The organism is Acinetobacter sp. WY4, assembly GCF_018438165.1.
Classification (GTDB): domain Bacteria; phylum Pseudomonadota; class Gammaproteobacteria; order Pseudomonadales; family Moraxellaceae; genus Acinetobacter.
On record NZ_CP053947.1, the window covers coordinates 2688255 to 2711839 of the forward strand.

Annotated in this window: 21 protein-coding genes; 19 read left to right on the top strand and 2 right to left on the bottom strand. The window is 43.0% G+C overall.

What is annotated here, in order from left to right:
• Window positions 1-4: 4 nt before the first annotated feature.
• The 4 genes from murA (at window position 5) to hisC (ending at window position 4677) form a co-directional block, all read left to right on the top strand.
• Window positions 5-1261 carry a UDP-N-acetylglucosamine 1-carboxyvinyltransferase gene (gene murA, locus G4D73_RS12605; RefSeq protein ID WP_004279150.1) on the top strand — a complete coding sequence of 419 codons (1257 nt, stop codon included), beginning with the start codon at window positions 5-7 and terminating at the stop codon, window positions 1259-1261.
• A complete protein-coding gene (gene hisG / locus G4D73_RS12610) occupies window positions 1261-1962 on the top strand; it encodes an ATP phosphoribosyltransferase (protein ID WP_004646025.1) in 702 nt (233 codons plus the stop codon). The genes murA and hisG overlap by 1 nt, the downstream gene beginning before the upstream one ends.
• A gap of 186 nt (window positions 1963-2148) precedes the next feature.
• On the top strand, window positions 2149-3453 hold the full coding sequence (hisD, locus tag G4D73_RS12615) for a histidinol dehydrogenase (protein ID WP_213686893.1): 1305 nt from the start codon (window positions 2149-2151) through the stop codon (window positions 3451-3453).
• A gap of 135 nt (window positions 3454-3588) precedes the next feature.
• Window positions 3589-4677, top strand: coding sequence for a histidinol-phosphate transaminase (gene hisC / locus G4D73_RS12620; RefSeq protein WP_213686894.1), 1089 nt, complete (start codon window positions 3589-3591; stop codon window positions 4675-4677).
• A gap of 110 nt (window positions 4678-4787) precedes the next feature.
• On the opposite strand, the gene G4D73_RS12625 is transcribed toward hisC, so the two are convergent.
• On the bottom strand, window positions 4788-6119 hold the full coding sequence (locus G4D73_RS12625; protein WP_213686895.1) for an anthranilate synthase component I family protein: 1332 nt from the start codon (window positions 6117-6119) through the stop codon (window positions 4788-4790).
• 260 nt (window positions 6120-6379) lie between these two features.
• On the opposite strand from G4D73_RS12625, the gene G4D73_RS12630 reads away from it, so the two are divergent.
• From G4D73_RS12630 to G4D73_RS12655, 6 genes are all read left to right on the top strand, one after another.
• Window positions 6380-7429 (top strand): DUF6160 family protein, encoded by a 1050-nt coding sequence (locus G4D73_RS12630; RefSeq protein ID WP_180038487.1) that lies wholly within the window; start codon window positions 6380-6382, stop codon window positions 7427-7429.
• A 188-nt stretch (window positions 7430-7617) separates the two neighbouring features.
• Complete coding sequence (locus tag G4D73_RS12635) at window positions 7618-8451, top strand: C39 family peptidase (protein WP_213686896.1); 834 nt, start codon at window positions 7618-7620, stop codon at window positions 8449-8451.
• Window positions 8452-8485: 34 nt separating this feature from the next.
• Window positions 8486-9691 carry a hypothetical protein gene (locus G4D73_RS12640; protein ID WP_213686897.1) on the top strand — a complete coding sequence of 402 codons (1206 nt, stop codon included), beginning with the start codon at window positions 8486-8488 and terminating at the stop codon, window positions 9689-9691.
• Between the two features lie 12 nt (window positions 9692-9703).
• Window positions 9704-11368 (top strand): OmpP1/FadL family transporter, encoded by a 1665-nt coding sequence (locus G4D73_RS12645; protein WP_213686898.1) that lies wholly within the window; start codon window positions 9704-9706, stop codon window positions 11366-11368.
• 7 nt (window positions 11369-11375) lie between these two features.
• Entirely contained in the window at window positions 11376-12515 is a 1140-nt protein-coding gene (filE, locus tag G4D73_RS12650) for a putative pilus assembly protein FilE (RefSeq protein ID WP_213686899.1), read from the top strand.
• Window positions 12516-12536: 21 nt separating this feature from the next.
• The gene (locus G4D73_RS12655; protein WP_213686900.1) at window positions 12537-14468 is read left to right on the top strand and encodes a hypothetical protein; all 1932 of its coding nucleotides are present in this window, start codon (window positions 12537-12539) and stop codon (window positions 14466-14468) included.
• Window positions 14469-14527: 59 nt separating this feature from the next.
• Here G4D73_RS12655 and G4D73_RS12660 read toward each other — a convergent pair whose 3' ends face one another.
• Window positions 14528-15076 carry an NUDIX hydrolase gene (locus G4D73_RS12660; RefSeq protein ID WP_161785319.1) on the bottom strand — a complete coding sequence of 183 codons (549 nt, stop codon included), beginning with the start codon at window positions 15074-15076 and terminating at the stop codon, window positions 14528-14530.
• Window positions 15077-15199: 123 nt separating this feature from the next.
• Here G4D73_RS12660 and G4D73_RS12665 point away from each other — a divergent pair, with 123 nt between their 5' ends.
• The 9 genes from G4D73_RS12665 (at window position 15200) to G4D73_RS12705 (ending at window position 23570) form a co-directional block, all read left to right on the top strand.
• Complete coding sequence (locus G4D73_RS12665) at window positions 15200-15808, top strand: NUDIX hydrolase (protein ID WP_004279164.1); 609 nt, start codon at window positions 15200-15202, stop codon at window positions 15806-15808.
• Between the two features lie 24 nt (window positions 15809-15832).
• Window positions 15833-16360, top strand: a complete 528-nt coding sequence (locus tag G4D73_RS12670; RefSeq protein WP_171521913.1) for a gamma carbonic anhydrase family protein — start codon at window positions 15833-15835, stop codon at window positions 16358-16360.
• A gap of 136 nt (window positions 16361-16496) precedes the next feature.
• A complete protein-coding gene (gene tsaB, locus G4D73_RS12675; RefSeq protein ID WP_213686901.1) occupies window positions 16497-17162 on the top strand; it encodes a tRNA (adenosine(37)-N6)-threonylcarbamoyltransferase complex dimerization subunit type 1 TsaB in 666 nt (221 codons plus the stop codon).
• 16 nt (window positions 17163-17178) lie between these two features.
• Window positions 17179-18003: an undecaprenyl-diphosphate phosphatase gene (locus G4D73_RS12680; RefSeq protein ID WP_004279167.1), complete on the top strand. Its 825-nt coding sequence runs from the start codon at window positions 17179-17181 to the stop codon at window positions 18001-18003.
• Window positions 17997-18818: a class I SAM-dependent methyltransferase gene (locus tag G4D73_RS12685; protein ID WP_409558083.1), complete on the top strand. Its 822-nt coding sequence runs from the start codon at window positions 17997-17999 to the stop codon at window positions 18816-18818. The genes G4D73_RS12680 and G4D73_RS12685 overlap by 7 nt, the downstream gene beginning before the upstream one ends.
• Window positions 18819-18938: 120 nt before the next feature.
• A complete protein-coding gene (locus tag G4D73_RS12690; RefSeq protein ID WP_004279169.1) occupies window positions 18939-20321 on the top strand; it encodes a C13 family peptidase in 1383 nt (460 codons plus the stop codon).
• A 43-nt stretch (window positions 20322-20364) separates the two neighbouring features.
• Entirely contained in the window at window positions 20365-21201 is an 837-nt protein-coding gene (fghA, locus tag G4D73_RS12695) for an S-formylglutathione hydrolase (RefSeq protein ID WP_138743195.1), read from the top strand.
• A gap of 120 nt (window positions 21202-21321) precedes the next feature.
• Window positions 21322-22419 carry a YjgN family protein gene (locus tag G4D73_RS12700; RefSeq protein ID WP_213686902.1) on the top strand — a complete coding sequence of 366 codons (1098 nt, stop codon included), beginning with the start codon at window positions 21322-21324 and terminating at the stop codon, window positions 22417-22419.
• An 11-nt stretch (window positions 22420-22430) separates the two neighbouring features.
• Window positions 22431-23570 (top strand): M48 family metallopeptidase, encoded by a 1140-nt coding sequence (locus G4D73_RS12705; RefSeq protein ID WP_213686903.1) that lies wholly within the window; start codon window positions 22431-22433, stop codon window positions 23568-23570.
• Window positions 23571-23585: the final 15 nt, after the last annotated feature.

The window sequence follows — 23585 nt, forward strand, 5'->3', positions numbered from 1 at the left end:
TTTAATGGATAAATTTTTAATTCAGGGCGGTATCAAGCTCGAAGGTGAAGTGCGCATTTCTGGTGCAAAGAATGCAGCACTTCCATTATTGGCAGCAATGATTCTTGCTGATACCCCGATTACGCTCAGAAATGTTCCTAATCTAAAAGATGTCAATACGTTGGTGAAGCTGATTGCTGGTCTTGGGATCACCATGACTTATGAAGGCGATACGGTTGTTGCTGATACTTCTACATTAGATAACCAGTTCGCACCGTATGAGCTCGTAAAAACTATGCGTGCTTCTATTTTGGTGCTTGGTCCATTATTGGCGCGCTATGGCAGTGCAAAAGTGTCTTTACCAGGCGGTTGTGCGATTGGTTCCCGTCCTGTCGATCAGCATTTGAAAGCTTTAGAAGCTTTAGGCGCCGAGATTGAAGTCGAAGCCGGTTATGTACATGCCAAAGTCGATGGTCGCCTGAAAGGTGGCGAAGTTGTCTTTGATATGGTGACTGTGGGTGGGACAGAAAATATTCTGATGGCTGCCGTGTTGGCCGATGGTGTGACCACGATTCGCAATGCAGCACGTGAACCTGAGATCACTGATCTTGCGCAAATGCTGATCAAGATGGGTGCCAAGATTGAAGGTCTAGATACCGATACTTTAATTGTGACCGGTGTCGAACGTCTGCATGGCTGTGAATATGCGGTTGTTGCTGACCGGATTGAAACCGGTTCATATCTGGCAGCAGCAGCGATCACTGGCGGTCGTATCAAAACCACGCATACTGATCCGTCCCTGATGGAAGCGGTGCTGGACAAGTTTGAAGAAATGGGCGCAGAAGTGACCCGTGGTGACGACTGGATTGAACTGGATATGCTGGGTAAACGTCCGAAAGCTGTCAGTTTCCAGACTCTACCGCATCCGGAATTTCCAACCGATATGCAAGCCCAGATTATGGCTGTGAATGCCATTGCTCAAGGCTTTGCGACAATTTCTGAAACGATTTTTGAAAACCGTTTCATGCATGTTCCTGAATTGGCACGTATGGGCGCCAATATTCAGGTTGAAGGTAATGATGCTGTGGTAACGGGTGTAGAAAAACTTTCAGCTGCACCCGTAATGGCAACAGATTTACGTGCTTCGTTCTCTTTGGTGTTGGCAGCACTTGCCGCTGAAGGTGAAACGCTGATTGACCGCATTTATCATATTGACCGCGGTTATGAAGATGTAGAAGCAAAGTTACAAAGTTTAGGTGCCCAAATTAAGCGAGTAAATTAATGAGCGATATGAGAAACGATGATCCAAACTTTGACGTAATGGGCAATTTTGATCATGGTTTAACTTTGGCATTAAGTAAGGGGCGTATCTTAAAAGAGACTTTACCTTTGCTAGAAACAGCAGGGATTAATCTTTTAGAAGATCCTGATAAATCTCGTAAACTGATTTTCCCGACCACGCATAAACAGGTTCGTATCTTAATTTTACGTGCTTCAGATGTACCGACTTATGTTGAAAATGGTGCAGCCGATATTGGTGTGGCCGGTAAAGATGTATTGATGGAACATGGCGCGCAAAACGTCTATGAACCATTGGATCTGAAAATTGCGGTATGTAAATTGATGACCGCCGGTAAGGTGGGGATGCAACGTCCTAAAGGTCGCTTAAAAATTGCGACCAAGTACGTGAATTTGACCCGTCAATACTATGCCAGCTTGGGTGAGCAGGTTGATGTGATCAAGCTGTATGGCTCCATGGAACTTGCACCACTGGTTGGTCTGGGTGATTACATTGTTGACGTCGTAGATACAGGCAATACTTTGCGTGCCAATGGCTTAGAGCCACTTGAAGAAATCTGTAAAGTGTCTTCACGTTTAATCGTAAACAAAGCTAGCTTCAAGCGTAAGCAAGCGTTGTTAAATCCGATTCTGGCACAGCTTGAAAAAGCAGTAGAAGAACGTGAAAAGGCCAAACAGGCTTAAGCTTGCTATTTAAAAAAGCCGTCCTTTCAGGGCGGTTTTTTTATTCGATTGAACATAAATACGATGTAAATTCTTTCATCAATTTTACCAAAAGTTATTTCCAATAAAACTCATAGGGCTAGAGCACTATAGCTGCCGACAAAAGTCTGGAAAACAGGTAAACTAAAGCCTTCGAATTCAAACCTGATGGGTAAATTGATGCGACGTTTATCGACCCAAGATCAAAACTTCAAGCAAGCATTTGCTGACTTGTTGGCTTTTGAAACTGTTAATGATCCTGAACTTTTAAAAACTGTAGATCAAATTATTGCTGATGTTCGTCAACATGGTGATGCTCAAGTTCTTAAACTCACTCAACAGTTCGATCGACATCCGGCACATCAATTTTCAGATTTAGAGTTAAGCCAAGAGCAACTACAAGCTGCCTTTGAGGGCTTAACAACTGAAGTGCGCGAAGCTTTGGAGCTTGCTGCAGTACGCGTGCGTGAGTTTCATCAGGTACAAAAACAGGATGGCTGGACCTACGTCGATGCTTTAGGAAATACACTCGGTCAGAAAGTGACTCCACTGGATCGTGTCGGGATTTATGTACCGGGTGGTCTGGCGTCTTATCCATCTTCTGTATTGATGAATGCAGTGCCTGCACATGTGGCGGGTGTTCCTGAAATTATTATGGTAGTGCCTGCGCCGAATGGTGATTTAAACCCATTGGTACTGGCGGCTGCATATCTGGCAGGCGTAACGCGTGTCTTTACAATTGGTGGCGCGCAAGCGGTTGCGGCATTGGCTTACGGTACAGAAACTGTCCCAGCAGTAGATAAAATTACCGGCCCAGGCAACCGTTTTGTTGCTGCGGCAAAACGTGCGGTGTTCGGTCAGGTCGGTATCGACATGATTGCAGGACCTTCTGAAATTTTGGTCTATGCCGAAGGCCAAAATAATGCTGAATGGTTGGCGATGGATTTACTTTCGCAAGCTGAACATGACACTGTGGCACAAGCCATTTTCATCACACCAGATGAACAGTTGCTGAATGAGGTTGAACAGGCGATTGAAATGCAATTGGCAACATTACCGAAGGCGGAAATTGCCCGTACTTCGATTGCCAATCGTGGTGCTTTGGTACTCGTAAAAGACCGCCAAGAAGCATCGGATTTGATTAATCAGGTGGCACCTGAGCATCTGATGTTGTGTTTAGATGATGCAGAAGCAATGTCTGACAGCATTCGTCATGCTGGTGCAATATTTATGGGACGTTATACGCCTGAAGCCATTGGTGATTACTGTGCTGGGCCAAACCACGTCTTGCCAACTTCAGGTACTGCACGTTTTTCATCGCCACTTGGTGTCTATGATTTCCAGAAGCGTTCAAGTCTGATTATGTGCTCACAAGAAGGTGTGAAAACTTTAGCAAAAACCGCGGATATCTTGGCGCAACAGGAAAACCTGGATGCGCATGCGCGTTCAGCACGTTATCGTTATCAAGCATAAATAGAATTACACTCCCTGAGCGAGCTTTAAGCATTGCTTTAAAGCGAAGCAAAATATGCTGTTGCAATACTTGCGCTGAAAGTTAAAAGCAGTGCTTTAACTTTCGCTCAGGAGAGGGAGTTTAGAGAATACAAAATGAATATCACCACAAAACAAATGCGTTTTTGGAGTCCTGAAGTACGTGAATTAGAACCGTATACGCCAGGCGAACAACCGAAAATCCAGAATATTTTAAAACTTAATACCAATGAAAATCCGTATCCACCATCACCCAAAGTGGTAGAAGCGGTTCAAAAGGTACTTGCGAATTCGGCGGATGTGTTGCGTCTCTATCCAGACCCGGATGCATCAGAGCTAAAACAGGCAATCGCTAAACAGCAACATGTACCTGTTGAAACCGTCTTTGTCGGCAATGGCTCAGATGAAGTTTTGGCACATATCTTTAAAGCATTTTTTGTTCAAGAACAGCCTGTACTTTATCCAGATATTACCTATAGTTTCTATCCGGTTTATAGTCAGTTTTTTGGCGTCAAAACCAAAATCTTGCCACTCAATGATGACTTTGAAATTGTGGTAGATGACTATAAGCAAGCCAATGGTGGCATCATCATTACCAATCCAAATGCGCCAACCAGTATTGATCTGGGCTTGGCAGCCATTGAGGAAATCCTACAAGCCAATCCGGATTCAGTGGTGATGCTTGATGAAGCATATGTGGATTTTGGTGCAGAATCAGCAGTCAAGCTGGTTGAGAAATATGAAAATTTAGTGGTATGTCAAACCACATCGAAGTCACGTTCTCTTGCTGGTCTGCGAGTGGGTTTTGCGATTGCTCAGCCACATTTGATTGCAGCACTTGAAGCAGTCAAAAACAGCTTTAACTCCTATCCGATGGACCGTTTTGCGATTGCTGCAGCGGTCGCTTCATTTGAAGATCAGGCCTACTTTGAAGCACAGAATCAGAAAGTTATTGCCAGCCGTGAAAAGTTGGTGTTTCAACTAAATGAGCTTGGTTTTAAAATTTTACCATCGAGTGCCAACTTTATTTTTGCCTCATTGCCATCTAAGGATGCAGGCGAACTTGCAAGTGAGTTGCGTGAACGTGGCATTATCGTGCGTTATTTTAACAAGCCACGTATTAACCAGTTCTTAAGAATTACCATTGGTACAGATGAGCAAAATCAGCGTTTAGTCGATACGCTAAAAAATGAGATTTTGGTGTGATTAAAATCCCTCCTAGCTTCTCTTTGAAAAGGGAGGAGTTCCCTCTTTGAGTAAAGGAAGGTTAGGGTGGATTTGTAGAAAAAAGCGAATCAAATGATTCGCTTTTTTATTTATTCAGGCTGATACCAGGTATTTAACAGATCCAGCATCGCTGAAACTTTATCAAAACATTCCTGATATTCCGCATTACAATCCGAAGAAATGGTAATGCCACCACCGGCCCATAAAGAAACATCTTCTTGATATTTCTGAATAGAACGAATCAGAATGTTCCAGGAACCGGTACCATCAAAATTAAAATAACCCATTGAACCGCAATAAGCACCACGTGCTGCCCCTTCCAATTCAGCAATAATCTGCATGGCCCGGATTTTAGGTGCGCCCGTAATTGAGCCACCTGGTAGGGCTGACATTAATACCTCGAAAGGATTCACATCTGCTTTTAAGGTCGCTTCTACTTCGCTCACCATATGATGCACTTGATTAAAACTTTCGATATTAAATAATTTGGGGGTTTTAACCGAGCCTGTTTCTGCATAAACACTTAAATCATTACGTAATAAATCCACAATCATGACATTTTCTGCTTGATCTTTTTCCGATGCTTTTAAGGTTTGTTTAGATTGTTCATCTAGCACAGGATCGCTATAGCGTGGCATGGTGCCTTTAATTGGTTTGGTGATAATTTTTCGATTTTTTTCGAAGTCAATAAATAACTCGGGTGAGCAGCTGAGTAATTCAAAATCACCAATACGTAAATAACCCGCATAGGGCGCTTCGGTTAATGTCCAGAATGCGTGGGCAGTCGCTAAGAGGGTGCCTTGGGCACGACCTTTAAATTCTTGGGTCAGATTAATCTGATAGCAGTCACCTGCAACAATATAGTCCTGAATTTTCTGAAAAGCCTGAGTATAGACAGATTTGGCCCAGCGTGAGGTACAAGGATTTTTTAAATGAAATGTCGGGTGAATTTTATCTTGATTAAGTAAGTTCTGAATATGATTGAAAATCTGTTCTGCCTGTGGATCATCACTATAGAACATCCAACCATCAGGGATTGGTTTAATGTAGGAAGGAAATTGACCAATAAATAAACCAGGTTGAGGACGATCTGGATACTGAATATATTGTTGAGCCGCATAATCGTAGCCAATAAAACCGACATAGCCTCCATGAAATCCATTCTTTTGAGGATTTTTTAATGCATCAATCACTAAATTAAACTCAGATGGGCTGGGCTGATAGTGTTCAATCCCTGTTCTTTTAAAAGACTGAATTTGTGATGTCTGCGCCACAAAATATTCTTGAGCGCAGCAGGCAATAAAAGGCTGACCATTATTATTTAAATACACCAGATGATCTAATGTCTTCAATGCGGATAATAGATCTGTAACCAGACGTGATTCAAACTTTAAGGGACGATGATAGAGAGCTTCGGTCATTCAGTTATGGAGAGTTCAATATGACTCACTATTTTATATCAAGAAGCCAGGAAAATATTTTTAAATCATGAAATACCGTTTATCGGTAAGCGACAGATTGCGACCAACAACAGTTGATCAAAAACTGACTCGACGCTAATTTAAGTGGGCTAGCAAATTACTCAAGGAAAGATGCTTAAGCTGTCAGAAAATAAAAAATACAGCCTAAACACTGAGTAATTCACAACCAAAAAAAAATAGTACTCTTGGGAGAGTAAACAATGAAAAAATTTACAAAATTAGTTTTAGCGACTTCAGTTGCATTTAGTGCCAATGCGATGGCGATGCAAGCAATGGATGATGCATCTCTAAGCGAAACAACGGGTCAAGACGGTTTGACAATTGGTATCGGCATCTCGAAAATTGCTATTGAGAAATTATTTATCCATGATAACGACGGTTTAGCGCCAAAAGGTGTTGCAAATGAGGCGGGTTTCGGAGGTACTTCTACAGCAGGTGCGATCGTAATCCGTGGTAAGACTGATACAGCACCTGATGCTGCTGCTCTTGCTGATCCTACTACTGCAACGCATGGTGTAGTAATCGGTGCCAATTATGACAATAATGGTGCCTATTTACTTGCATCCCGTAACCTTGCTGACTTGGTAATTGATTCGGATGCTGGTGCTGGTAATCCTTTCATTAATGTTGCTGCACAAGTATCGGGTCTAGATATCAAAGTTGGCCGAATTGGTGTAACTGCATCTGGTACAGATGATCCGGATTCGATTCGTCGAGGTGGTGCCGGTGTTGTAAACGACATCATTAGTGGTTTTGACGTTAAAACTGGTGTGATAAATGCCAATATTCAACTGGGTGCTGCTCCACAAGGCGCTATGATCAAGATGAATAGTGTAATGGTAGGTGGTCTAGAAATTAAAAACCTAGGTATTTTAGATAACTCGTCTAAAAATAAAGCAGTGGGGCTTGTAGGTACGACTCCAGTGACTACACGTGAAGCCGGTGAGATTTTTGTTGAAAGTATCAAAATTGCAGATGCGGATTCTAATAATTTAACCATTAGTCAGAATATTTCTGTATATAACGATGCTTATGTAGGTACTACAGCTCAGTTAGGTAAGGCAGCGCATGTTCGTATTGTAAGTAATGATACTGGGGCGAAAGACCAATACATTAAAGGTATTCATTTAGGTAACCGTGAAGCAAGATCATCAATTGGTGATATGGAAGTTCAAGGCTTACAAACATTCTACTCTCAAGCTCAGGGTAGTTATACAAAAGGCGCAATTATTACTATTTCAGGTCACTAATCTTTATTTTAAAAAAAGCGCGTGTTTACACGCGCTTTTTTATGACTATATCACTTATCTAAAAAATAAAAAAAATACTGTATTTTTTTGAAAAAACAGGTATCTTTCTAGTTACAGGGAAGTAGAGTGAATGCTCTATAAAAAGAAAAATAGGCACATCATGCCCATTATAAGAAAAGTTAATAATTATGTTAGAGATCGCGTTGGGCTCGGCATTGATGTATTACGCTGCCAAAGAAGCTCTGGATATCAAAAAACAGCCGAATGGTGCTGTTCACTATACTGAAGTTCTTGATTCAAGAAATGACTCTTTTGTACGTATGCACCGTGAAGCTGTGGAAGTAAAACCGGCACTTCTGGATCAATTTCAGGACATTGTACGTCAAGCTTATGATTATAGTTGTGGTTCAGCAGCACTGACGACCCTCCTCAATGGTTATGTCGGTACGCAGCTGGATGAGCAGCAAGTCATGAGTGGGCTAATGAAATTCGGTGAAACGGATAAAATTGTTGAACGCCGTAGTTTTTCTCTGCTTGATATGAAGCGCTTCGTTTCAGCCTTAGGATTGGAAAGTGGAGGATATCGAGGAGAGTTCAAAGATTTAGTCAATCAAGATCAGCCTGCCATTGTTCCGATTTCTTATGCGGGATTTAAGCATTTTGTAGTTTATAAAGGTTATAAAAATGGCCGGGTTTATGTTGCAGATCCGGCACTTGGTAATATCAGTTTTGAGGAACGGCGTTTTCAGGATATTTGGGAAAATAACACTTTGTTCCTGATTAATGTACCTGAACAATATCGCAAAAATTTTCTAGCATTAAAAGAATCAGATATGCGCCATGTAGAAGATGCTACGATCAATCGCTATGCCTTGGTTGACATGCAGTATCCACAATTTTATATGGACAAAATTGCTGATAAAGCTTCTACGATCCGTATGGACCGTAATCGTAATACAGAGTCAGAACAATTTGGGGAATATCAACATAACTTCCTGAGACTGTATTACAAGAATAAATAAAACGAAAAACAGTAATAAAAATTAAAATGGTGAAATGGATATGAACAGTAAATGGATGAACAAGACGTTCTTGGCACTGAGCATTCAAATGGTAATGGGCGTTGCATTTGCTGCAGAAGAACCAGCACTAGGTGAATACGAAACAGTTGATGAAGAAGTTGTCGTTGAAACTGCTGCATCTGTACCCCATCAAACTGGGCAAGTCGAAACGCAGGCTGCAGAAGAGTCAGAACTAGGTGGATATGAAGCAGTTGAAGAGGCTGCCGTGGAAACAGCAGCACCTGTAGAGACTCAGGCTGGCCAGGTAGTAGATGCATCTCAAGCTTTACAGCAACAAGAAGGAGATGCTACTCAGGCAGCTAACCTGGAAGAAGTATTTACGTCAAATGAACGCCAATACTCTCTGATAAAACAAGGTGAAATTTCATCATATTACGATATTGATTATACCTATTATCGAGACACCCAACTTGATATAGAAATGGCACAGGGCCAATTGTATCAACTACGTGTTCAAGAAAATGCAACACATAGTATGACTAATACTTTCACTTTCCAATATGGCGTGAAAGATAACCTGACCTTGACTGCATCCCTACCTTTAGTGGCTAAAACTGACTTGTTAAAAGATACGTCTACTGCAGGCTTGGGTGATATTAGTCTGGGTGCTCGCTGGGAACCCTTCCCACTAAAAGCAGGTCGTCTGCCTCTGATTTTATTTGGTAATTTATCAACTAAAACCGGTGACAGCCCTTATGAAATTAATGCCGCGACAGATCTGGCAGCAGGAAAGGGCTATTACTCTGCTGGAGTAGGTGCCAGTACGCGTAAATACATTGACCCAGTTGTATTGTTTGCATCGGTTTCTGCGAACTATGGTTTTAAAGAATCGGGCCTGAATCAGCGTCGAGGTAGCCGGATTATTGAGGAGTTTGAACCTGGTGTTAGTGGAGGCTTTGCCTTTGGTTTCGCATATTCATTTAACTATGATGTTTCGATGACCATGTCCTATCAGCAAAGCTTTAATACTGGTGCGGAATTTAACTATAACACTGGTGAAAGTTATTCTGCTGCAGATCAGACCAGTTCTACCTTTGCAATTTCCTTAGGTGTGCGAGTCTCTCCAGAAACCATTGTGAATGGTACCGTTGGCCTAGGGCTGACCGAAGATGCACCGGATGTTTCGTTGGGATTATCATTCCCACTTGATATTTTAGGTTTTGGTAAAAAAATCAGTTAATAGGGGTGTCGTATGAAAAACATTCGACTTAGCCCGTTATTAACAGGAATTATTCTTGCGGGCTGTTCAAGTTATACCTTTGCACAATTGGGAACCAACCTTTCAGTTGATTTACGTGCACTATCCATGGGGAATGCCGTCACCGCAGATCCTCCAGGGGTCAATGCCATCCACTTTAACCCGGCTGCATTGACTAAAATTGATGGTCTGCAAACCGAACAGCAAATCATTGTGGCTAATTTTGATATCCAGCGTGAGTTTTCAGTACCGGCCGGATATAACGTATTTGGCTATTCTGATGATCCTATTGTCTGTAATGACGGTCCTGAAGTTTCATCTGATTTGTGTACCGATTTTAAAGGCCCAGTCAAAGGCGATGTGGAATATGTCAGCCTGTATGTTCCTTTTCTGAAAAAAATGGTGGATTTAGGCGAAGGTCTTCCTTTGACTGCACCCACGATGGGGATCGCATACAATCCCCCTGGATCGAAAGCCACTTATGCGACTGCTGTTTATGCTCCTCTCATGGCAGGTTTTGGTCATGAAGATGGGAACCCGGCAAACTTTATGGGACAGCAGGTTGCTTTAGAGCGGATTACCTATCTGTCACCATCCATCGGTTATGAGGTCAATGACCAACTGTCGATTGGTGCTTCTATCGGGATGTCTTATCAAGCCATCGGGATGAAAACGGACTTGCGTTTCCCGAATGAGTTGATTGGGATGTTGCGTATGATCGACGAAGTCGTGTGTACGCCGTTTAAAGAAAATTCCGACATTATTACAGATATTCTTTTGCTCGGGATCTGTAATGCGGATGAGGGGATGAACCCATTTGGCAAGTTTGGTCAAATGCAACTGGAGCTTGAACAAAACTTAAGCCCAAGCTATAACCTGGGAATATTGTGGGAACCACGCGAAGATTTTAGTTTTGGTATGGTGTACCAAAGTGCTGCAAAAATGCGCTTAAAAGGTAAATATCATATTGATAATGCCAAAGCTCCTCAGGAAATGATCAAAGGTTTAATGACCTCACCAACCGGTCAGATTCTGGCTGCAATTCTTGGATTTCCTACTTATATACCATCGAGTGAATCTGGTCTGGTGTCGCAGGATTTTGAATATCCGGCGCATTTTCAGGCAGGTATCAAATATAAAGTGATGCCAGATTTGCAAGTGAATTTTGACATTGGCTGGACAGATTACAAGGTCTGGGACGAATTTAAATTCGAATTTGATCGTACTATTTCAGCCCTAAAAATTGCCAAAATTTTGTCTGCCAATGTCACTGACTCAACCTTAGCTTTACCGATGGGATTTGAATCGCCGTGGAACTTCGGTATCGGGGTGGAGTATTCCGCTACAGACCGTTTGAAGCTTCGGGCAGGTTATGAGCCACGTACCAGTGCTATTCCGAAAAATAAGCGTAATACCATGGTACCGATCAATGGTGCGCAGTTATTTGGTTTAGGTGTGGGTTACCGCTTTGATGCAGATACTGATCTGGATCTATCGATTGGTTTCTTGCGCAGCAAGGATCAGATTCCAGCAAATACCAGTAGTTTAGCCAACCAGACCGGGGTAAATAACCTGTTATTAAACCCATATGCAGGTTTAAACGTAAAAACAGATACCAAAATTACAATTTTAGGTTTGAACTATCGCACTCGTTGGTAAGGAAGAAATGATCAAGACAGGGAACGTTGGATTGACAGCGGTACTGGCATTAAGTCTGGTATCCGTGTCTTTTTATACAAGTGCTAAAGAATTTATTACGATTATTGGTCCGGATGGACGACCATTAGTCGTACCCCGTAATAATGCAGAGAAAAAAACTGAGGACAAATCTCGATTGTCGAAAACAGCAGGAATTGCAGCAGTTCATTCCACACCTGTAAAGCAAGACATAGAAAAAGTGCCAGTCGTAGAAAATGGACAAGTTAAACCTAAGCATGGCCATAATATGTTTGTACAACCAGTACAACCAGTACAACCAGTACAACCAGTACAACCGCATATTGCGCAAGAAAAGATTCAGTCTAAACCACAATTAATACTTGGATCTCAAACTATTCAAACTCCTGATGCTGGAGTTGGATCTTCTGTTGCTACCATACAAAAGCCGGGATTTAGCCAGGTTGAAGGCATTGAATATGTGGATAGTGAGTATCTGGAAAATAAAGAATTTAATTTGGAAGGCAAAAAACGTTTCTATAGCATGCCCGAAGGAGTCGTGGATAAAAATATCGGAACTACCCAGATCCAGACAATTGAACGTGAAAAAGGGGTGGGACAATCCGTATTAAAATCCTTGTTTCAAACGCCAGAAGTAGATTCCGGTCCTGTGGTACTGGCTCAAAGTTATTATCGTATTTCACAGTCGGAGACCATTGATAGCTTGGGCAAGCAATGTTTTAATGATAAGAAAATTAAAAAAGCTAAAGAAATCAGCCTTAAAAAAGCAGTTAACCTCTGGCCTCGTGCGCCTCTTAAAGCAGACGAATTTGATTTTGAAGTGGTAAAGCTTCAATCCGATATCCAGAATATTCAGATCAACTCTTATGCCTCTAGCCAGAAAAATCCAACGTATTATTGGCCTTTTGTTGTATTTTTAGACAGTCGTGGCTGTGTGCTTGAAGGAGCGGGCGGTTATAAAAATCAGGAAGAACAGGCGAATATTATTCAACATGAGCGTATCGAAGGGGTTCTCCAGATTCCTGCACAAACTGAATATGTATTATTGACGCCTTTGGCCTCCGCGATAGATGTTGAAGACAAGATGCTGACAAATCATGGACAACTAAAATTAGTCGCCATTCGATAAGGACTATTCGAGTATAAAAAGATGAAAAATAAAATATTATTTCCATTTGCTTTAACCACACTTTTAACGGCACTGAGCGGGTGTGGTGGGGAAAGTGCCAATGTCATTCCAGAAAAAAACGATGAAGCCACGACCAATGGTACTTGTACCCCAGGTACAACGAACTGTGTGGAATGGGGGCTGGAATATCCGCTCGATGGTTTGAACTTTAACTGTAGTAGCGATACAGAAAATACCTTTATTACGTTATTTGACAGTAAAAATGGGGTTGCTTCTGGAACCTGTCAAAAGACGGATAATATTGAGTTTTATATTCAAAGTTTTGCTTCGCGCAAGATTAATTTAGGTCAAATTAAACTCAGCGATTATGCTAGTTTTAGTGCCCAGACCCAGCTGCCGCGTTTAAGTGTAATCGATATTGCAACTGGGATTACTCGACGTCCGGTAGCTGATTTGGTGCCTAATGATCCTACCGTTCAGGTGGCCATGCGTCTGGTTAAAATTCTGCAAGCTTTGGCGCTAGAAGAAGGGCGTATTATTAATCCATCTGATGTACAACCTTTGTATATTACTGAAGAGATGCGTAAAGACCTGGCGAAAACCAGTGAGAATATCAATTTGATGGATGCCGATTTGGCGACCAAAATTAAAGATTTTGTTGATATCAGCACAATTTCGGATGAGGTGGCTTTTGCCACAGTTAAAAAACTGGTGACGATTGCCAACGCAGCCGTGTATCAGCCAGAATTTTCATTATTCTCAACTTCAGGCGTGATTGGAAGTAACCTGACGGGTTCAGATGGACTGGTGGGCTGTAATCAAAACCCTTGTGATATTAAGAATAAGAATACTAAATATTTATTTGGCCATTTCATGCTGATTACTGATCGCCAGGGCTATACCTTTGGCAGCGGCCTACAATGGCGTGATACCCAGTTAACATTGGCTAAAGAAAATTTATCTTCCTTAGGGGGGATTAATGCTCAACTCATCCGTAAGGTGAAACCGGTACAAATGACCGCTGATCCGCAAAGTTCATGGATTCATCCAACCAGTAAAACCATTAACACGCCTTACCGTCTGAATATCGCAAATAATGCGACTCCGCTTGAGTTGTATCAAGGCAGATTATTGAATGATTATGTGATCGCGGGTAAAGAAGCTTTCTATAAAGTGGTGACTGACAAAAAATCGCTGGATACTTCCGATCAAGCCAACTTGGGGTTGTGGCGTTTGCAGGCCGATGGTGAAAACTATACGGGAAGCATTGATCTCTACAAGATTTTCCCGATTAGTTATCTGGATCGTCAGGTCTTTAAAACAGCGCAGAATGTGGCAGATAAGGAGAAATATATCTTCCCAATGTATGCCAATCTGGAATTTAAATTTACAGATACCACTGTCAGCCCAATTACTTTAGGAATCGTAATTGACAGCAATGGTGATGTACGCACCAATATGCAATCCTCTAGTAATTTCGCGACTGATCCGGTGAATGGCTGTCAAGGCGATGTGTTGGCAGATACGCTCTTAGATCATCAAGGCATACAACAATATCGCCTTGGAACTTTGGGACGTGCATTTGTCGCTGATAAAGCGGTTTCCATGCGCCTGATTTTGGCCAATGAAAAGTTTGGTAATATTAATGGCGCATTGGTAGGGGTAGACTCGCGCATCCAGTCTTCACCGGATTCTAGGGATTCGATTGTGATCGGTGGTGCACTGCTCAATTTGTCTAATGTGTTAGATACTAATGTCGGCCAGAATGGGCGTGTAACTTTCCTGAATTCGGCAGGTGATGGAGTACAATGGGCCAATACCTATGCCAGTTTTCAAAAAGTTTATAATAATAACAATGAGGGTGAAACGCCGGCAGATATTAGCCTAGCAAAATTAAACGGTGGTTCGGTTGAGTTTAAGCTTGCGGATTGCTATCAAGTCAAAGCCAAATAATATTCTTTAAAAATAAGAAAAACCCATCTTAGTATGGGTTTTTTTTATGGATGTTAAATTTAACCGGTATGGTCTAGACGCGTGCCTAAGGTTTCCAGATGCATTGGAAAAATATTATTTTTACGGTCTTCAAAATAATGTCTGAGAGTATGTTCTACACTCGGGAAGGCAAGTTCGGTCCAGGGAATATCTGCTTCATCAAATAAACGTGTTTCGATGGTCTCTTCACCCGCACCAAATTTTCCATCAATCAGATTGGCTTTAAATAGCACATAAATCTGACCAATACGCGGAATGTTATACATACAGTACAACTGTTCAATATCTACTTCAGCTTCGGCTTCTTCACGGGTTTCCCGTGCAGCCCCTTGCTCCATGGTTTCAAACAGTTCCATATAGCCGGCAGGTAAAGTCCATAAGCCGTAGCGTGGTTCAATGGCACGACGGCATAACAGTACTTTGTTTTCGAATAAGACTAAAGCACCACAAATTACTTTCGGATTAATGTAATGAATAGAGCCGCATGAATCACATACGCTGCGAATTTGCTGATCGCCCAAAGGAATTTTAGCAGTGGTTTTATGTCCACAATTCACACAGAAGTTCATATTCATCATCAATGATAAAAGTATGCTCAGGATAACTGAAAAAGCAAAATTTGGCATCATTTCTCTCCCGCCCCGACTAAAATCAGCTATGATGAAATTATGATCATCGTCAGAGTTGAAAGAATGGATGCATGTGAATTGACACAAAGGTTGCAGCAACGCTTACGTTTTTCCAAGCGTATCCGATCTGCGCATGCTGCCGTGTTGATTGCAATTACAGATGAAGCTGACCCGAAAGTATTGCTGACGCGCCGTTCAGCTTATTTGAATAATCATGCCGGAGAAGTCTCATTTCCGGGTGGCAAGCGCGATCCGCAAGATACCAGTAATATTGTGGTGGCTTTAAGAGAAGCCTATGAGGAAACGGCTCTCAATCCTTTTGATGTACATTTAATGGGTGATTTACCCATGCAAAAAGCCCGCAATGGCATGCTGGTCAAACCGATTGTGGGACTGATTCCTCCGCAAGTGAAGCTGATTCCACAACCGACGGAAATCGACCGGATTTTCTTTGCCTCATTGCAGCATTTACTTGAAGTGACGCCCACACCTTATGAAGTTCGCTTTGCTCAGCAATCCTTATATTTTCCGAGTATGCGGGTAGAAAATGAAGTGGTTTGGGGCTTGACCGCACGTATGTTGATTTCTTTATTTCAATATGGGCTGGATTATAAAAAAGACTGGCCATTCTTGCTTAATTCTCCAACGTTTAAACGCTCCAAATTTTTTTAACCATTGAATAGGATTTTATCAATGTTGTACAAATTTCAGGGATATATACCTACCGCTACACATCAGCCATGGGATGGCTGGGTGGCACCAACCGCAACCGTGATTGGGCAAGTTGAACTTGGGCGCCAAGTCAGTGTCTGGTTTGGGGCTGTAGTACGTGCAGATAACAGTAAAATTAAATTGGGTGACTTTAGTAATGTGCAGGAAAATGCAGTACTGCATACGGATGCCGGCATTGAGATGAATATTGGCAATTATGTGACAATTGGGCATCAGGCCATGCTGCATGGCTGTACCATTGGAGATAACAGCCTGATCGGAATTCAAGCCGTCATTCTGAACAATGCCGTGATTGGCAAGAATTGTATTATCGGGGCCAATGCCTTGATTCCTGAAGGTAAGATCATTCCGGATAATTCCGTGGTGATGGGCTCACCTGGTAAAGTGGTGAAAACGCTGGATGATGACAGTATTCAAAAATTAACAATGAGCGCCATGCATTATGCTGAACATTTTCAAAACTTTCAGGAGTTGGAAGAAGTGCAACTCTAAGGCACTCTTTTAATGAGTGAATCATAAGCCTAGATTTTCTAGGCATTTTTGTATCTGTTTCGGGAAAATCTCGCGTAGCGGATATGAGTGGAGTATCATATCCGCGTTTTTTATATTCTCTGAATTAAGGTTGTGCATGAAAGTGCTGGCATTGGAGACTGCCAATGAGCAGTGTTCCGTTTCTGTAATCGATGATACTCAAGAACTATTTTTTCAGCTTGATGCGCGCGCCAAGGCACAAACGCAAACGATTCTCCCGATGATTGAACAAGGTCTGCAAGATCTTGGGCTGGCCATTGCTGATTTGACCGCGATTGCCTTTAGTCGTGGTCCGGGTTCTTTTAGCGGTGTCCGCATTAATGCTGCCGTGACTCAGGCCTTGGCTTGGTCCAATGATGTGCTGGTGATTCCGGTGTCGACTTTACAGGCTTTGGCACAGGCAGCCTACCGTTTGCATGGTCTGACTGAAGTGTCTGCGGTATTGGATGCCCGCATGAGCGAAGTCTATATCGCGAGCTATCAACTGGATGCACAAGGGATTATGCAACCGGTCGATGATGAGCAACTGTTAAGTTATGCAGAAGGTAGCCAAGCTGTGCGCTTTACCCCGGTTGGCTCAGGTGCTGAATTGGTACAAAGCGAAACTTCAATTTATAAAGATGTGCATGCGACCGCACAGGATATCGCCAGCATTGCACGTGCAGCGGCACAAGTAGAAAACTGGGTGAGTGCAGAATTGGCATTACCCGTATATTTACGCGATAACGCGTGGAAAAAAATTCCAGAACAAGGCAAAGCATAATTAATTAGGATAAAGCATGGATCTTTTACTGCTACTCAAAGCGGCCATCATGGGTATTATCGAAGGCATTACCGAGTTTTTGCCTATTTCCAGTACCGGCCATTTGATTTTGGCATCAGAATTAATGAATTTCTGGACCAAGGAAAAGAGTGATGTATTCGTCATCGCGATCCAGATGGGGGCAATTGCTGCCGTTATTTATGAATATTGGGCACGTCTTTGGGGGGCAGCGACCGGGATTGTCAGCGGTGAACCGCAAGGTCGCCGTCTAGGCATTGGCCTGATTCTGGCTTCTATTCCGATTATATTGATTGGTCTGACGCTGGGACAAACCGTCAAACAATTACTGTTTAATGATATTGCGATTGCCATTGGTTTAATTGTCGGTGGTCTGATCATTATCTGGATTGAAAAGAATCCACCACAAGTCCGTGTGCATGAAGTTGAAGAACTCAGCATTAGAGATGCGATCTGGATTGGCCTGATTCAGGTTTTATCCTTGATTCCGGGTACTTCCCGTTCAGGCGCAACCATTATCGGTGCGATGTTTTTGGGTGTGTCCCGTAAGGCAGCAACTGAATTCTCATTTTTTCTGGGTATTCCGGTGATCATTGGCGCTGGCTTGCTGGATCTTTATCAAAGCTATGATGTGTTAAATACGACTGAAGACTGGACCGTGATCGGAGTTGGGCTTCTGGTTTCCTTTATCTCGGCATTGATATTAATTCGTGCGCTGGTCGCTTACGTGGCCAAACGCGACTTTATGATCTTTGCCTGGTATCGTATTGCTTCGGGTCTGCTGATTTTATTATTTGCCTATACAGGTTGGAAATTATGGTAAGCGCGATTCGCTTATATGCCGAATCTGACTATCAAGAGAAAGCACAGCACTTCGAGGCTGTGCTTTCTTCTCGTGGGGTACAGGTCGAGATTGAAACTGTTGAAAAACTCAATGCACGTTTTTTCCGTTTAAACCCTGAACTGGCCCTTTGTGTCGATGCTGAGGGACTCTGGTTATGTGCCAACGGCATGAAGATGCAACCGGACTGGCAAGCGGAAACCGGGCGTTTAAAACGTGCATCTTTAAAGTCAGAAATGATTGCACGCGCCTGTAATTTAAGTGAAAAACCAAGCTTAGTCGATGCGACTGCGGGTCTAGGGCATGACAGTCTGTTGATGGCACATTTAGGTGCGCAAGTCACCCTGGTTGAACGGCATCCGATTCTGTTCACCTTGCTTGAAGATAGCCATACACGTGCCCAGTCGGATGCATTCCTGAGTCAGGTCGTGTCGCGGATTAATTTGGTCTTTTCTGATTCAGCCGATTATTTAAAACAGCAGGCCGAGCAGCAGCAGATTGTTGATGTGGTTTATCTTGATCCAATGTTCCCACAGCGGGATCAAAATCAGCAGGCAGTCAAAAAGCAGGCACAGGTCAAAAAACAGATGCAGCTGTTGCATATGTTATTACCTGAAGATGGTGAAATGGATCTGGGCGATAACCTTTTAGAACTGGCGCAGAAAATTGGCAAACGTGTTGTGGTCAAACGTCCGCGTCTGGCGGTATTTTTAGCCGGAAAAGAGCCAAATCATCAATGGCAAGGCGATGCTTGTCGCTTTGATGCGTATTTTCAGCATGAACTTGTAGCTGAATAGGATAATGGCTTCTTTATTAAGCAAAGATTTGTTATATATTTAAAATTAGCATTGATTAAATGCTTATCAAGCATAAACTTATTCAGCACATTAGCGAGCCACTCATCTCCTTGAAATCCTATGATCGACTTTAAACCCTCCATTAATTTTTGGCACGATTTTAAGAGCAACCAAATTGCCGGGATGTGGTTATTTCTGGGGTCGAGGCGTTCTTTACAACTGGTCCGTCCGTCCATCATGCAACTGGTGTTTTGGGGGATCTTGGGGGGCTGCGCCAACAGTTTGTTTAGCTGGCTCAGTTCAGGCCGTATGGGAGATTTTAACTCTCAAGGTCTGATCAGTTATGCGCTTTGGCCTTTCATTGCCCTGATTGTCGGTATTTTTCTTTCGCAACGGGTCAATAATCCACGCTTGATGCTGGTGCCAGCCTTGTTATGGTTGGTGTTAGATACCCATATCATGCTGTTCCAGTGTCTGATTCAGTATCTGGGTGATCTGGATTATCTGCCTTATATCCTTTACGACTATATTCCAACGCTCTTTGTCATGCTGTTTGTCTGGCAAAGTCTGGCAGTGGTCTGGGTGATTTCACATGAATTAAAATGGCCGTGGTGGGAACGTGCGCTGATTATGCTGGCGACTTTGTTTACGCTAGTAGTTTGGCAGATTTCAGTCAAAGATCAGCCGATCTGGAAAGTCGAAGAAATTCCACCGAGTTTTGCCGAAGATGCTTTCTATGCCCAGCCAACTTTGCTGAATAAAGCGCTGGAAAATATCGAGTATGGTGAATTTGCACAGTCACACTGGTATTTCATGGGGGTAGCCGGAGCGAGCTATCAGGATGTATTCCATTCTGAAGTTGAGCGGATTAAAGAGCAGTTTGATACCCGTTTTGGTACTTTTGGCCGATCGATTGCCTTGGTCAATCACCCAGCGACACGTACCACTATGCCGATTGCTTCCAAAACCAGTATGGAGCTGACATTGCGCCGTATGGGGCAGCAGATGAACCGTGAAAGTGACGTATTATTTTTATATATGACCTCTCACGGTTTGCCGAATGTATTTGAAATGGAAAATGCCCCACTGGATCTGGCGCAGGTTGATCCAAAATGGTTGCGTGAAACACTAGATGCATCAGGCATACGTTGGCGCGTGATCGTAATCTCGGCCTGTTTTTCAGGCAGTTTTGCTTCTGCTTTACAGAATGACAATACCTTGGTGATTACGGCTTCGGCAGCTGATCGGCAGTCTTTTGGCTGTTCGAATGAAGCGGATTATACCTATTTTGGTCGTGCGTTCTTTGATGAAGCCATGCGTGAAAATAGCAGCTTGCAAAGCGCTTTCGCACAGGCCACAGATACCGTAGCAAAATGGGAATCAGCTCAAGGTTTTGAGCCATCAGAACCGCAATGGGTGATTGGTAAGAATATGGAATTGATGTTGCCGCAACTGGAGCAACGTTTATTTCCACAGACCACTACGGCGACATCATCTCCCTAGATCAATGTCATCCACAGACCGGTTGTAATAATAAGGAATAGCCATGGAACTTATACAGAACAATAGAAGCTTTGAAGGTGAACAGCGGATTTATCGTTTTGATTCGCGCTATCTTAAAACCCCGACCAAGTTTGGCATTTTTCTGCCGCCTCAAGCTTTAGAAGGTCACAGCTGTCCTGCATTATTCTATCTGGCTGGTTTGACCTGTACCGAAGAAACCTTTGCCATCAAGGCGCATGCACAACGTTTGGCGGCACAGCTTGGCTTGATTTTGATTACACCTGATACCTCACCACGTGGTGAAGGCGTGGCAGAAGGCGACAACTGGGATATCGGTCAGGGTGCAGGTTTTTATATCAATGCTACCCAGGCGCCTTGGGTTGAACATTATCAGATGGAAAGCTTTATTGTCGATGAACTCTATGCACTGGTTACTGAGGAGTTCGTAATCCATCCCGGCAAGATCGGCATCTTCGGCCACTCTATGGGTGGTCATGGCGCATTGACTCTGGCATTTAAATATCCAGAAAAATTTAAATCTGTTTCAGCCTTTGCACCAATTTGTGCGCCGAGTCAGTGCCCATGGGGAGACAAAGCATTCTCGAATTATTTGGGTACTGAAAAAGAGGAATGGCTGAAACATGATGCGACCGCTTTGGTTCAGGAAAAGGGCGCATTGTTTGGCGATATTCTGATTGATCAGGGTTTTTCAGACCAGTTCTATAACCAGCTTAATCCAGCCCTGTTCCAGCAGGCTTGTGATGGCGTGAACCAGCCGCTAACTTTACGTGAACATCAGGGCTATGATCATGGTTATTACTTTATTCAAAGTTTCGTAGATGATCATTTGCAATTCCATGCCGTGCAGTTAAATCCTTAAAGTAGGACTGCAGATATGTAGCAAAGCCAAAAAGATTAAAAAACCTCCAAAATGTTTTTACATTCTGGGGGTTTTTCTTTTAATATCAGATGTATAAAAGTATAAAAAATTGGGGTCGTCATGCAGCAGACAGCAGACGGTATTCGTGTCAGTGAGTCATTATTTCCAGCTGCTTCAAGTTTTTCGACTGAAGCCACGCCTTCGGTCAGACCGAAATATCAGCGATATGGATTCAGATTTCATGGCAGTGCATCCGAATATTTTGGTATCTGGATGGTGAATCTGATGCTGACCATAGTGACATTGACCTTGTACAGCCCTTGGGCCAAGGCACGCCGTATGCGTTATTTCTACGGCAATACCCAATTTTTAAACCATCGCTTCGACTTTGTGGCCATGCCCAGCCGGATCTTGCTGGGTCGTCTGTTTGCACTGGAACTATATCTGGTTACCGTCGTACTGACCAACTATTCAATCCTCGCTACCAGTTCTTTATTGATGGTCGCTGCGCTGTGTTTGCCCTGGCTCAGTCGGATGACCTTGAAATTCAAGGCCCGAAATAGCAAATATGGCAATGTGCGCTTTTATTTTAATGGCAGCAACCGCGAGGCTTACAGGGTCTTATTTCTGGCCATCCTGATCAATATCTTTACTTTGCTGCTGTTTAGTCCGGTGATGATCTGGCTCTATAAACGCTATTGCTTTAATCATTTATCGCTTGGTCAGCTGCAATTCAAGCTGAATATTAACTGGTCCAAGTTTATGTCTGCCGTTTATCTGCCCTTGGGGCTTTGCCTGCTGGTTGGTATTGGCTGGCTTGCAGCAGTGGTGTACTGGGTGGACCGGATTGGAACCAATTTGTTTAGTCTTGGTTTACTGCTTAGCTATCTGCTTTGTCTGGCGCTGGTCTGGCCGGTCATTTCTGCACGTTTATACCTCATTACCTGGAATCATGTGGAGCTTGGTCAAAGTTACTTTAAAACACGGGTAACTACCTGGCGTTATAGCTGGATTGTGCTGAGCAACTGGATAGTGCGTGTTCTTAGTCTGGGCTTAATGACGCCTTGGGCTGCCATCCGTTTATATGAATATCAGTTAAAACACTTAGAACTATATGTGGCTGAAGATGAAACCAATCTTGAGCATATCTTGCAACCTGACCCGAGTGCTTTGGCCGATGAAATCCTGGACGTATTTGATTTCGATGCGTCGCTATAGGAGTAAATGTGATGAAACGACCTGTCGAAGTTAAGTTTTATGATGGAATTCTCGCTGAAGCCCGTCGTGCCTGGATTGTACCGGATCAGCAACAAGGGATTGTCTTGAAACTTGATGAGGATGTTCCAGTACAAGTTAGCGCTGCAGATTTTTATTTTTCTTATCCGGACATGGCCTACATTGGTGGTGTCGGTGGTCGTAAACCGATTATTGAGCTGCCTGAAGAGCGTCGGATTGAGTTTTTAAGCAAAGCGCCACATTGGCTCGGGATTAAACATAAAGATATTTATCATGCAATCTGGAAGTTTGAACGTTCACCGATCCTAATTTTCTTTTCCATGATCATCGTGATTAGTGCAGTGATTGTGATTTTAAAATGGGGGATTCCTTATAGTGCCAAACATCTGGCAAAATTCCTTCCGGAGCAGACTCTGGTTGAAGTAGGCAACCGGACAGAGCAGCAGTTAATTGCCCAGACCCAACCAAGTACACTACCGGAAGAACAGCAGATGCGATTAAAAACTTTGTATGAACAAAAGATTGCTGTAGGAAAGCCTGCAAAAATTATTTTCCGTCAAGGTGGATCAAGCATGGGCATGAATGCCGCAGCCATCCCGAATAACACCATTATTGTGACCGATGAACTGGTGAAAATCAGCGGCACCGATGAAGAAGTCCTTGCAGTATTGGCCCACGAACAAGGCCATCTGGTACAGAAGCACAGCATGCAAAAAGTGATTTCTAATCTGGGGGCGGCGGGACTTTTTGCCTTGGTAACTGGAGATTTAAGTGATGTGGTCACCGCATCTGTAGTCGTGTTGACCGATGCCGGATATTCGCAGGCGATTGAACTGGATGCCGATGACTATGCCATGCAGCATTTGCATCAACAGCAGATTTCCAGTATTCACTTGTCTAACTTTTTGCAGCGGGTGGAAAATGCCAGAATACTGGCAGAGGAATCGCAAACCTTAAAAATGAAAAATTTCACTCTCAATATTCATGGAAAAGACCGGCACCTGACAGAAACCGAACTGAAATGGATTCGCCTAATCGGGAAGTTTAAAAAATATCTGGAATCACATCTCGAACTGGATAAAAGAATTCAGCGTATCCATGCCTTTAATGATCAGGCGAATCATCGTATCTAGTTTCTGATCATTGCT